The sequence below is a fragment of the Demequina lutea genome (assembly GCF_013409005.1).
GTDB lineage: Bacteria > Actinomycetota > Actinomycetes > Actinomycetales > Demequinaceae > Demequina > Demequina lutea.
In genome coordinates, this window is sequence record NZ_JACBZO010000001.1 from 258,895 (window position 1) to 270,775 (window position 11,881).

The 11,881-nt window shown below is 67.7% G+C and carries 12 protein-coding genes; 8 read left to right on the forward strand and 4 right to left on the reverse strand.

What is annotated here, in order from left to right:
• Positions 1-3: 3 nt before the first annotated feature.
• The 4 genes from BKA03_RS01315 to BKA03_RS01330 are packed head-to-tail and all read left to right on the forward strand — an operon-like array spanning position 4 to position 2,367.
• On the forward strand, positions 4-561 hold the full coding sequence (locus BKA03_RS01315) for an HAD domain-containing protein (RefSeq protein WP_062074867.1): 558 nt from the start codon (positions 4-6) through the stop codon (positions 559-561).
• Positions 558-1,187 carry a hypothetical protein gene (locus BKA03_RS01320; RefSeq protein ID WP_062074866.1) on the forward strand — a complete coding sequence of 210 codons (630 nt, stop codon included), beginning with the start codon at positions 558-560 and terminating at the stop codon, positions 1,185-1,187. Before BKA03_RS01315 ends, BKA03_RS01320 begins: the two co-directional genes overlap by 4 nt.
• Positions 1,184-1,993 carry a metallophosphoesterase family protein gene (locus BKA03_RS01325; RefSeq protein WP_062074865.1) on the forward strand — a complete coding sequence of 270 codons (810 nt, stop codon included), beginning with the start codon at positions 1,184-1,186 and terminating at the stop codon, positions 1,991-1,993. The genes BKA03_RS01320 and BKA03_RS01325 overlap by 4 nt, the downstream gene beginning before the upstream one ends.
• Positions 1,990-2,367, forward strand: a complete 378-nt coding sequence (locus tag BKA03_RS01330; protein ID WP_062074864.1) for a hypothetical protein — start codon at positions 1,990-1,992, stop codon at positions 2,365-2,367. Before BKA03_RS01325 ends, BKA03_RS01330 begins: the two co-directional genes overlap by 4 nt.
• 120 nt (positions 2,368-2,487) lie before the next feature.
• Here BKA03_RS01330 and BKA03_RS01335 read toward each other — a convergent pair whose 3' ends face one another.
• The gene (locus BKA03_RS01335; RefSeq protein WP_202965723.1) at positions 2,488-2,757 is read right to left on the reverse strand and encodes an LLM class flavin-dependent oxidoreductase; all 270 of its coding nucleotides are present in this window, start codon (positions 2,755-2,757) and stop codon (positions 2,488-2,490) included.
• 148 nt (positions 2,758-2,905) lie between these two features.
• Here BKA03_RS01335 and BKA03_RS01340 point away from each other — a divergent pair, with 148 nt between their 5' ends.
• Positions 2,906-3,892, forward strand: coding sequence for a GNAT family N-acetyltransferase (locus BKA03_RS01340; protein ID WP_062074862.1), 987 nt, complete (start codon positions 2,906-2,908; stop codon positions 3,890-3,892).
• Between the two features lie 4 nt (positions 3,893-3,896).
• On the opposite strand, the gene BKA03_RS15485 is transcribed toward BKA03_RS01340, so the two are convergent.
• Together BKA03_RS15485 and BKA03_RS01350 are read right to left on the reverse strand one after the other, a co-directional pair.
• Positions 3,897-6,098, reverse strand: a complete 2,202-nt coding sequence (locus BKA03_RS15485) for a phosphotransferase (RefSeq protein ID WP_152649511.1) — start codon at positions 6,096-6,098, stop codon at positions 3,897-3,899.
• A gap of 219 nt (positions 6,099-6,317) precedes the next feature.
• A complete protein-coding gene (locus BKA03_RS01350; RefSeq protein ID WP_179397647.1) occupies positions 6,318-7,019 on the reverse strand; it encodes an aspartate/glutamate racemase family protein in 702 nt (233 codons plus the stop codon).
• A 105-nt stretch (positions 7,020-7,124) separates the two neighbouring features.
• Between BKA03_RS01350 and BKA03_RS01355 the strand changes: the two genes are divergently transcribed.
• From BKA03_RS01355 to BKA03_RS01365, 3 genes are all read left to right on the forward strand, one after another.
• On the forward strand, positions 7,125-7,592 hold the full coding sequence (locus tag BKA03_RS01355) for a heavy metal-responsive transcriptional regulator (RefSeq protein WP_083971444.1): 468 nt from the start codon (positions 7,125-7,127) through the stop codon (positions 7,590-7,592).
• A 77-nt stretch (positions 7,593-7,669) separates the two neighbouring features.
• Positions 7,670-7,900 carry a heavy-metal-associated domain-containing protein gene (locus BKA03_RS01360; protein WP_062074859.1) on the forward strand — a complete coding sequence of 77 codons (231 nt, stop codon included), beginning with the start codon at positions 7,670-7,672 and terminating at the stop codon, positions 7,898-7,900.
• Between the two features lie 69 nt (positions 7,901-7,969).
• Positions 7,970-10,267: a heavy metal translocating P-type ATPase gene (locus BKA03_RS01365; protein ID WP_062074858.1), complete on the forward strand. Its 2,298-nt coding sequence runs from the start codon at positions 7,970-7,972 to the stop codon at positions 10,265-10,267.
• A 331-nt stretch (positions 10,268-10,598) separates the two neighbouring features.
• Here BKA03_RS01365 and metZ read toward each other — a convergent pair whose 3' ends face one another.
• Complete coding sequence (gene metZ, locus BKA03_RS01370; RefSeq protein WP_062074944.1) at positions 10,599-11,843, reverse strand: O-succinylhomoserine sulfhydrylase; 1,245 nt, start codon at positions 11,841-11,843, stop codon at positions 10,599-10,601.
• Positions 11,844-11,881: the final 38 nt, after the last annotated feature.

Here is an 11,881-nt window from a genome sequence, read left to right on the forward strand (position 1 = left end):
CTAGTGACCCGCACCACCGTTCTCGTCGACATCGACGGAGTCGTCAACGCGCGCGCCCTTACCCATTGGCCTGAGGAGACTTGGCGAAGCCGGACCATTTACCCCACGTCCCTTAACGATGTGTGGCGGGTGACATGGTCAGCCGCGGCTGTCAACGGGCTTCGCGAGATAGCCGATATGCCTGACGTCGACATCGGTTGGCTCTCCACGTGGACGCGGCGCGCACGCGCGGACTTCGCTCCCGCCATCGGCCTGGGCGGCGACTGGCCCACTTCTCACCGGGAGGACGCAGAGGCGGTCGCGGTAGAGCCCGACCTTGACTGGTGGAAGGCGGACATCGCTCGCGACGCCCTCACCTCTGCCGATCGTGTGGTGTGGATCGACGACCACATCAGCCTATGGATGGACATGCTGCGCGACACCGGACCCCATGACCGCCTTGACTGGATGGACCCTGCGCGGCTGCTCGCGGTGCGCCCTGACGCCCGCAGGGGCATGGATCGCCGGCACCTGATTGACATTAGGCGCTTCATCCTCACTGGTGAGAGGCCGACGGCATGAGCGGCGACGGCACCACCCTGACCGCAGTCAGCGTCCTGGACGAGCCGGGCCTGTACTCTCTCACCTCACTCGGACCAACGACGTACTACGTCGACAGCACCAACCCAGCCACCCCGCGATACATGCGTTGGCGTGGTGCCGGCATCTCCCTCTCATCCCCTATGGACAACCGCTGGCACGACCTCATCATGCTCGGAGCGTCACCGGACGACGACCCCGACGACGCCGACGCGTGGGAGTGGACCCTCAAGGTCGGGTGCTACCACACCTACATCACGACACGTGAGCCAGACCACCCCAACGGCCCGATCTATTGGGTGAGCAGCCGTGTGTGCCAGGAGATACGCTGGCTCGAGTCCATGCCCCCAGAGGGCGCGCGCACCCGACCAGACGCATGGATGCCACAGACCGGACTCATCATCCTCATCGGAGTCGCGGTCCAACGCGCATGCGCTTGGGCGGTGATCGTCCCGGAGTTCCCTGGCTGTGAGGTGGAGGTTGCAAACCTCGACGACGCAGCGGACGCGCTTGCTAGCAAGGCGGCAGCGCTCACTGGACGCGTCCCCGCGGACTTCATCGTGAGTGTCCGGTACGTCTCACCGCCTTTCGACGAGGAACAGCGATGATGCCACTACTTGTAGGCGACACTCACGGCAGCAGCAGGTGGATAGCCCGCGCGATCGATACAGCCGGGTGGAGTGGGAACTCAGCCATCATCCACGTGGGAGACCTCGGCATCTGGCCGGGAGGCCGCTCAACCCAGACGTGGGAAACCGCCGAGGAGCGGCTCGCAGAGAGCAACGTCACCATGTACGTCGCACCGGGCAACCATGAGGACTACGACCAGATAGAGGCTCTCACTCCACGCGACGATGGCTGGCTGCCATTCAGGGAGCACATTCTGCTCGCGCCGCGGGGACACCGTACCGAGTGGTGGGGCCGGTCCATCCTGTGGCTGGGAGGGGCTGGCTCTGTCGATAGGACTTGGCGCGTTCGCAGCGACGCCATCGACAACCGCAAGTACGAGGCGTGCGGGTCATCAAAGCGGGTCAAGTCCTGGTGGCCCCAGGAGGCGCTCACCGACGAGGATGTGGAGCGCGCCATCGCCGGCGGGCATGCCGACGTCATGATCTGCCACGACGCGCCCATCGGTGTCCAAGCCATCGACGACCGTCTCGCGGGCAACCCGCACGCGTGCAAGGCGGTTGACATCGCCTACGCCGAGGAGTCGCGTCGCCGTCTCACACAGGTAGTCGCCGCGGTGCAGCCGGAGATCCTCATCCATGGCCACTTCCACTTCCGGGTGGAGGACACGTTCAAGGTGCCATTCGTGGAGCACGAGACACGCGTCTACGGGCTAGGAGCCGACGGATCAGAGGACGCGCTCGGCATCCTCGACCTGGAGGAGATGAGTGTGGAGATAGGGCCATGACCAAGCCTGAGATCTGGCAGCAGTCCGAGGGCGTGGCCATCATCACGTGGGGCGACGTCGAGTTCACCCTGTATCACAGTGGGGCAGTCGAGGTACTGCACATGGAGGGCGGCGACATCGGATCCCTGTCCGGCCCGGCAAGAGTGGACCTCAGCGCATCCGGCGAGGTCACGGGCCGTCAGTGGGCATACCGGGGTTTCACCTACCCAAGGGCCCGCATCGAGGCCGCAGCCGCAGGCAGGCTAGACATCCGTGACGAGGCGGCATGGGACGCATGGGTGGCGGCCGGAGTCGACCCCCACGGACACGCTCCTATTGTTGAACCTCAGCGCTCCGGTGGCCGGGGAGACAGGGCCTCTGGAGATCGTCCGTGAGGTCTCGGTCGTCGCAGTCGCGAAGTCGGTATGAGCACTGTTCATTCGGATTTTTGCCTCGTAAACGAGGCTTCGAGACCTTAGGCGTCGAGATAACCGCTGAGGTGCCCTAGACATCTTTCAAGTGGTTACATAATCGTAGCGCATGTTGATGACGCCCGTGCCCAGCTCCACTCTCGAGGTGCGCGCGCCCATCGCCGCCAACAGCGGGAAGGGCGAGGAGGTGTTCTGCTCAAAGTGGTGAATGCGAAGCCAGGCGCCATCGATGCCCGCATCCTCGGCCGCCTCCGCGAGCGCGATCGTGTCGTGCATGAGCTCGGACGCGCTGCGCACCTTGGACCCGGGGGAGCGGGACCACCAACCGAACGACAAGAAGCCGACGTTCTTCACGAGCCCCATCCTTTCATCGGGAGGGTGCCGAGGCGCCATGAATCGCTCAGGGCGCCGGTCGATACGTCATCTTCAGCAAGCAGAACCTCGGCCAACCCCCTGCTATTCCGGGGCTGTAATTACGGCCGTGCGCGGATACGCTCGGATCATGATCACAGTTGTTGCGGTTCCGTTCGAGGATGAACGCGCCCAGGCGCTGTGGGCGGCTCAGCAGGACGAGGTCGAAGCCATCTACGGGCGGCCAGACGTCCGCACTGCACTCCACGCCGAGGGCGTCATCGTGTCGCTGCTCGCGATCGGCAGCGAGGGCGAGCCCGTGGGCACCGTGATGGCGAAGTGGTCCGAGTATCACCCAGACCGTCCAGGCGCCGCCGAGATCAAGCGCCTCTATGTGGCTCCCAAACACAGGGGGCATCGCCACGCGCGTGTGCTCATGGGCGCCCTTGAGCGGGCGACGTGGCGTGCGGGCGCGACCGAACTGGTACTGCAGACGGGGGCGCTGCAGCCCGAGGCCGTCGCGGTGTACAGGGGCATCGGCTACCGCGACATGGCCGGTTTCGGCGCGTACGCGGGCGAGCCAGACTCCGTGTGCCTTGCCAAGCAGCTGCCCACCCGGGTGCTCGTCATCAACGGCACGATCGGAGCGGGCAAGACCGCGACGGCTGCGGCCGTTCACGATGTCCTCGCCGAGGAGGGCGCGCGGTCGGCCTTTATCGACGCCGACTACCTGTGTCAGGCCGCGCCGCTACCCGAGGACGACGCGTTCGGACAGGGGTTGCTCTTCGAGAACCTCGCGGCCGTGTCGCCCGTCTATCGAGCGCGAGGGTACGGGTGCATGGTCATTGCCAGGGTGGTCGAAGATGCGAGGGACCGCGACCGCTACGCGGCGGCGTTCTCCGGTCCAGGTGGCCGCGCCCACGTGTCGATCGTGCGCGTGACGGCATCTCAAGACGCGCGGGTCTCGCGCATCGCCGCGCGGGAGCCGGAAGGCTATTGGCGCGAACTCTGCCTGGCCCGCACCGTCGAGCTCGACGACATCCTTGAGGATCTCGACCTGGACGACGGGGTCGTGTCGAGCGAGGGTGCCAGCAGGCTCGACGTCGCGAAGGCGGCCCTCGACGCCGCAGGTTGGTAGCGGCCTAGCTCATCAGGGCCCAGCGCCAGGTGTCGGCGTTGTCGCGAATCCACTGCGCATCGGACTTCCACACCGCGCCCACGCCCTTGTCCCACAACTCGACCCACGGCGACCTGCCGGTGAGGCGCATGTGATCGAGGTACTCGAACATGCGCTGCGAACGCATCGCGAGCAAAGGAACCAGTTCCACCCGCTGCGCATCGTCGAGTCCGTAGCCGTCGACAAGCTGTCGGAGGCGTTGACTTGAACTGGCAATGTCGGCATCGACACGGTAGAGCGGCGCAAATGAGTGGCATGCATACGCGAGGTCCCACAGGCGCGTGCCTGGGCCTGCGGCGTCCCAGTCGATGGCGACCAACGAGCCATCGGCCCGCAGCACGATGTTTGACGGCGCGATGTCCTGGTGAACGATGAGATCTTTGCCATGCAAGGGGATGCCCTCGAACCAGCGCGCGTAGTCGGGCGGCACGAAGCTGTCGAGAGCGTCGTGCATCTCGCGCAGGAACGCGCCCAGGCGGCTGGGTTCGAGCGCGCCCGCGGGAGCATCGCGGTGATCCGCCCGCAGGCCCGGAACGAACTCGACAAGGTGCCGGCCCTTGTCGTCCCAACCGAATGAGCGCGGCGCGCCGGTGAAGCCCACCTTCTCGAGGTGCATGAGCAGAGAGTGAAGCGCACCACTGTAAGGGTCGGGGGCGATGGCCCGAACCTCGCGGTGGCCGATGCGCTCGGGTTCCCTGACGGCGGCTCGCTGCTGATCGCGGGAGATCTTGACTGCGTGGCGGGTCGCGGCTTCGTGTTGCGCGTGGAGCTCCCTGCGCTCGCGTCGGCTGAGCCCGTCAAAGGGGTTGGCGGGGCTCGAGGTCCAGCCGGCTCGGATGCTGAGCGGCCCCGGCTCGCGGGGCGCACCAGGTGCGGTGGTCGTGAGCGGTGTGCGGATCGCCGACAGGGGGGCTGTGGGTGCCGCGACTGCCGCTTCGGGGAGGGGGCCGGGTGCGACGGGTGCTTGTGCGACGGGTGCTTGTGCGACGGGTGCCTGTGCGACGGGTGCTTGCGCGACGGGGCGTGGGCTGGGTGCGACGGGCGCGACGGGTGCTTGTGCGACGGCCCTGCGGGCCTCGGCGGTCTGGCTTCGCGCCGCGGACCATGCGGCGCTGAAGAACGATGCGGCGTCGACGGGCACGTGTTCTTCGCGAGCGGGCGCGATCTGGCCATAGGGAGTGGGGACGTGCGGGCTTGGAATGGGACCTGCGGTCGCCATCTGGCTGGCGACGCTCTCGTGCCAGGGCATCGTACGAGTCGTCGTCAGCGCCGCCGCGGCCGACCGGCCGGCCCACGAGGGGCCGGGCGGCCAGGTCGGCTCAAGGATGCGGGGCACGGGCCGTTGTCGCGGGTGCCTGAGGAAGCGATCGACTGCCCATTCCCAGCCCTCGAGGCTGTCCAAGAGACGCGCCTCGGAGTCGTCGTTGCCGACGGCGTGAACTACCAACTGCCCCTGCCAGCCCGATTCGAGGAGGGAGTGCGTGACCCAGCGATCGCGGCTTCCGGCACCGAAAGGCAGGATGACCCTGCCGGTGAGTTCGGCCCCGGCATCGGCGCCGCTGAGCATGACGGCAACCAGATGCTCACTCATGACGGCGAGGTGATGGTCGAGGTCGGCGATCAGGTGGTGCGCATGCTGCAAGCGGAAGCCGATGCCGACGTTGCCAAGTCCGCGTCGCGCGAGTTCCGTCACGATGTCGACAAGGGTGCGGGGCTCCCCGGCCCAGCCGCCGTGGTTCGTGAGGACCACGCACATGCCGTGGCCCCTCGCCAACCGCGCCAATCCGGTGAGGTGGTCCGCCGCGCGCATCACTTCGGCGCGATGGGCTTGTTCCGACAGTGCGCTGGGCGCGCCCGGTCCGCCGAACGCGATTTGGGTCCACAGGTCGGGGGTGTGACCGCGCCGCGCGGCCTCCGTGATGAGGGTCTTGATACGCGCCGAGACCACGCCGAATCGCGACGAGTATTCCGGCTCTTCGAGCGCGGGCATCGGCGAGGGTGTCCAGATGCCCGACAGTTCGATCTGGTTCATTCGTAGCGCATCAAGCTCCGCGTCGAACGCGTCGACGTGTTCATCGCGCCAGTCCCAGATGATCTTCGTAAGCCCGATGGCGCGAAGCATCTGTGCGCGCTCACGCGGGCCACGACGCAAGGCGTCGTGAGCCACCAAGTGGCTAGCCGCGAACTGGTTTCGCGTGCACCAACTGGGAATTTCGGTTTGGGAAGGGGGGACAACCCGTGGAGGCAGTGCCACTCCGAGACCCCCAATGCTCGTGTGATGTGAGGCTTACATTAACTCCACGAGGGCGAATCGTCGAGCATCATGGCACGTAATGGGCGAAACGTCCCTTAAGTGGCCCCACCCGCCGGGGGCTCGCACCGCAATCTAGTCGGCGAGCGCAAACTCGACCGCGGCTTGCACGTGCTCGGCGAGCGCATCGAAGTACGGGACGTCGACGTCTTCCGCGGTCATCACCATCGGGATTTCGGTGCAGCCCGCGATGACGCCGCGGGCGCCGCGCCTGAGGACGGCGCCGGTGATGCGCTTGGTGAGCGCGCGGCCTGCGTCCGTGACGAGGCCCTGAGTGACCTCGTCATACAAGAGGTCGTGGAGAGCCTGCAGGTCGGGCTCTTCGGGCACGAGTGTCGTGATCCCAAATGTCGCCAGGCGCTCGCGGTAGAACGGCATACGCATCGTGAAGCCCGTGCCCAAGAGGGCGACCTTGTCCACGCCCGCGGCCTGGATGGCCTTGGCGGTGGCGTCGACGATGTGGATCACGGGTACCTCGACGGCCGCCTGGACCTGGGGTGCGACGAGGTGCATCGTGTTTGCGCAGATGAGAATCGCTTCGGCGCCGCCCGCGACCAGCCATCTCGCGTCGTCGGCAAAGAGTTCCGCGAGCCCGTCCCAGTCACCCGCGGCCTGCGCGGCCGCGATCTGCCCAAAGTTGTAGTGGCGGATCACGAGGTCGGCCGTCTGGCCAGGTAGCGCGTCGGCGATGCCTTCGTGGAGCCGGCGCTCGTACTCGAGCGTGCTGTGCCATGTAATGCCGCCGAGGAGGCCGATGCGGCGTGGAGAGTTGCGCATGACTTGATCGTAGGCGGGCCCCTCGGTGCCACGGCGCTGAATGGTGGACCCCATCCTCGCGGGGCCCGGACACACTCATGGGAAACCTTCCAGTACGATGGAAGCATGCGCATCGGAGAATTAGCGGATCAGGCCGGCCTCACGTCCAAGACGATCAGGTACTACGAGAGCATCGGCCTCATGAGCGAGCCCTATCGCCACGCGAACGGGTACCGCGACTACGACGACGAAGCCGTGGATCGATTGCGGTTCATCAGGGACTCGCAGGCGGCGGGTCTTACTCTCGCCGAGGTCAGCGAGATCGTGGGAATGAAGGCCGCGGGTGAGTCAACGTGCGGCCACACGCGGAGCCTGCTGGCGCGCCACATCGCCGAGGTTGACACGCAAATCGAGCGCCTGTTGGCCACGCGGGCCGAGCTGACGGCGATGGCTGAAAGGGCCGATGCTCTCGACCCTGCGTCGTGCACGGATCCGGCGAGGTGTCAGGTGATAGCCGCAAACACCGCCGCGGCGCACGCGGCGGCGCACCCCGTGCCGCACCCCGCGCACAGGCACTTGCTGCCCCTGGCTTGACCTTCCTGTCCACGGGAAGGTTTACGGTGAGGTTCGCGTTCCATTTCAGAGACAAACGCCAAGAGAAAGGCACCGTGATGGCCGCAACAGACCTCCCCACCATCGACGTCACCGTCGAAGGCATGACGTGCGAAGGGTGCGCCGGCAAAGTGCGCGACGCCCTGACGGCGACCGACGGCATCACCGCCGCCGATATCGACGTGGCATCGGGCAAGGTGTCCGTCCACCTCGACGGTTCGGTGGACCGCAATTCGCTCGAGTTTGCGATCGACTCTGCCGTGTTTGACGCCGGCTACAAGGTCGTCTAGTACGAGTCGTCTAGTTAGCCACCTCCGTGCGCGCGCTGAGCGCCCGCCGGCACCAGGGAGTCCCATTTCATGACCACCATCAGCGAAGCGCCGCAGACAATCAACCTGGCCGTGGGCGGGATGACGTGCGCGGGATGCGCATCGACCATCCAGCGCGGGCTTGCCATTCTCCCTGGGGTTGATGGCGCGGTCGTCAATATCGCGACCCGCCGCGCCACGGTCAACGTCGACGGAACCCTGGAGCCAGAACAGCTCGAAGACATGATGCGCGCCGCCATTGAGGGGCTCGGCTACCAGGTACTCACCCCGCGCGCGGATGACCCCGCTCACGAGGCCATGACCCTGAGCGATGAGCACGCCGCCCACATCACCGCCGATGCCGCCCGCATCGCCGATTATCGTCGCCGCGTGATCGTCGGCGCCACCCTGGCCGTTCCCCTCCTGCTGTTGTCAATGATCCCCGCACTGCAGTTCTCGGGTTGGGCCTGGGTGGCCGCCGCGCTCGCGACCCCCGTCGTCTTCTACAGCGGTTGGCCGTTCCACCGCTCCGCGGTGATGTCCGCAAGGCACGGCGCCACCACGATGGACACCCTCGTGACCGTGGGTTCCCTCGCGGCGTGGACGTGGTCGGCGGTCGCGCTCGTGCGCGGCACCGGACACGTGTACTTCGAGACCGGCGCCGTCATCGTGACCCTGATCCTGCTTGGAAAGTGGTTTGAGGTGCGCTCGACCGCTCACGCTGGCGACGCGATCCGTGCCCTCAGCGCGCGCCAGAGCGCCACGGCCACGCTCGAGGACGGGACCGTCATTCAGCGCGACGCCCTGGAGATGGGCATGCGCTTCGTGGTGCGGCCGGGCGAGATCATCGCGACCGACGGCATGGTGGTCGAGGGCGAGGCCGCGGTCGACGCCTCGCTCGTCACGGGCGAGAGTGCGCCGGTCGCCGTGACCGTTGGCACCGAGGTGGTGGGTGGCACGATCGCCTCCGATGGCTCGCTCACCGTCGAGGCCACCCGCGTCGGCTCGGAGACGATGCTCTCTCAGATCGCGCGCATGGTCGACGAGGCGCAATCGGGCAAGGCCGACGTGCAGCGGCTGGCCGACCGCATCGCCTCGATCTTTGTCCCCGTGGTGATGGGGCTGTCACTCATCACCCTCATCGTGTGGCTCATCGCCACCGGCGACGCGACCCGCTCCGTCGCGGCGGCCGTCGCGGTCCTCATCATCAGCTGCCCGTGCGCGCTCGGACTCGCCACGCCGCTCGCCGTCATGGTCGGCGTAGGCCGCGGCGCCCAACTCGGTGTGCTCATCCGCGGCCCGCGCGTCCTCGAGGACACCCGCACGTTGACGCACGTGGTGCTCGACAAGACCGGCACGCTCACCACCGGCCGCATGTCCGTTGCTGACCAGACGTCCGGCCTTTCCGACGACGGCGCAGCCACGCTGTTCGCCGCCGCGGCAGCCGTGGAGGCGCGTTCGGAGCACCCCGTCGCCAAGGCCATCGCCTCTGCCTTCGAGGGGCGCCCGCTACTCAAGGGCTTCCGCTCCTTCCCCGGTCGTGGTGCGGCCGCTACGGTCCAGGGCGCGGGGGCGGACGGCGGCATCGCCGACGTCACCGTGGGCTCGCACCGCCTGTTCGACTCGATGCCCGACGCCCTCGCTCAGTGGGCGTTGGCGCGCGAGGAGACTGGACACACCGTCGTCTACGTCGGTCGCTCCGTGCCGCTTGGCGCAGGGCTGATCGGCACAGGGGTCATTGACACAGCGGGTGCCGCTGGTGCCCCAGTGGTCGCGCCCCTCGCGGCCGAGGCCGCCATCGCCGTCCGCGACACCACGAAGCCGGGCGCTCGCGAAGCCATCGTTGCGCTCAAGGCCCGCGGGCTCGTCGTCACTCTGCTGAGCGGCGACAACCAGCGCGTCGCCGCCGCGGTGGCCAGCGAGCTCGGCATCGACAACGTCATCGCCGAGGTGCTGCCCTCCGACAAGGCCGGCGTGATCGAGCGCCTGCGTGCCGAGGGAGGGCGCGTCGCGATGGTGGGAGACGGCGTGAACGACGCCCCCGCGCTCGCGGCCGCCGACATCGGCATCGCCGTGGGGACAGGCGCCGACGTCGCACGCGAGGCCTCCGACCTCACCCTCGTGAGCGGCGACGTGCGTGCGGTTGACGACGCGATCGGCTTGGCGCGCAGGACGCTCGGCACCATCAGAGGCAACCTGTTCTGGGCCTTCGCCTACAACGTCGTCGCCATCCCGCTGGCCGCTTCCGGCCTGCTCAACCCGATGATCGCCGCGGCCGCGATGGGCGGATCGAGCCTGTTCGTCGTCGGCAATTCGCTTAGGCTGCGCGGGTATACGCCCAAGCGTTAGCCGCTAGCGCCGTCGGACTTGCCAGGCTAATTCGGTCCTCGCCCGCGAACGCGCGCCCCGGCCGCCATCGAGACCCCGTGCTGCACAACTCGCTCACGTCACCCGCGCGTGCATAAGTGCCGGATCAGATGCCGCGGGAACTGGTGTGCCACGCGTGCGGTGAGCGATGAGTGGGCCGGTGTCCGTCACTTCTGCACAGAGTTCGGATGCAAGCTGCGACAAAGCCGCGAGAGGGCGTGTCACAACGTCGCCGGACGGCCTGCGAAGACAGGGTGAGGGAGGTCCCGCGCCAGCACGGTCCCGGCCAGCACGGTCCCCGCCATGCCGGGGGTTAGACGGCGTCGAGCGCGCGAGCGAAGTCCTCGCGCAGGTCCTCGACGTCCTCGAGGCCGATGCTGATGCGCACCGTCGCGGCCGACATTCCGACGGCGGCGCGGCCCTTTGCGCCCAGCTTGCGGTGGGTCGTCGTGGCGGGGTGAGTGACGATCGACTTGGCGTCGCCGAGGTTGTTGGAGATGTCGACGACTTGCAGGGCGTCCATGAAGCGGAACGCCGCAGCCTTCGCCTCGTCGCCGTGGGGGTCGGTGCCCTCCGGCAGCGCAATGTCGATGGTCACGAGCGTTCCGCCGAGCGTCATCTGCGCCTTGGCGCGCTCGTACTGGGGGTGGGAGGGTAAGAGTGGGTAGCGGGCCAACGCGACCTTGGGGTGAGCCTCGAACCACGCGGCAAGATCGGCGGCCGATGCCGCCATGGCGCGCACCCGGAGCGACAGGGTCTCGAGAGACTTGGCGAGCACCCATGCGGTGAAGGGGCTCATGGTGGCGCCCATCGTGCGCACCATGGTCCGCACGGGTCCGTTCACGTACTCGGCCGAGCCGAGGATCGCGCCGCCCAGCACCCGACCCTGGCCGTCGATGTGCTTGGTCGCCGAGTACACCACGGCGTCGGCGCCCAGCTCGAGCGGCTTCTGGCCCAGGGGAGTGGCAAACACGTTGTCGACGATGAACAGGGCGCCCGCCTTCTTGGAGAGCGCGGCAACAAACGGGATGTCCACGACGTCCTGCATGGGATTAGTGGGGGACTCGATGTAGATCGCGTCTGCGGGCGTGGCGAGGGCGCGCTCCCAGTCGGCGTTGTCGTGGGCGTCCACGTAGTCGACCACGATGCCCCACTGGGCGAAGTAGTCGTCGAACACCGCGATCGACGAGCCGAACAGCGCGCGGGCGGCCACGAGGCGAGAGCCCTGCTTGAGGATCGAGGCGAGGGACACGAACACGGCGGCCATGCCCGTCGCGGTGGCGAAGCACGCCTCGGCGCCCTCGATCGCGGCCAGGCGTTCCTCGAACGTGGTGACCGTCGGGTTGCCGTAGCGGCTGTATTGGTACCGGTCGATCTCGCCCGCGAAGGCCGCCTCGGCATTCGCGGCATTCGGGTACACGTAGCCCTGAGTGAGGAACAGTGCCTCCGACATCTCGTCAAAGGGCGTGCGGTGCAATCCCGCGCGCACGGCGAGGGTGTCGGGACGGAACGGGGAAACGGCGGGGGCTACGCCGGTGGGGGACAGTGCGTCGGTCATGGACACAGGTTAGCGGGGCGACCGGGGGCCAGGGGCGT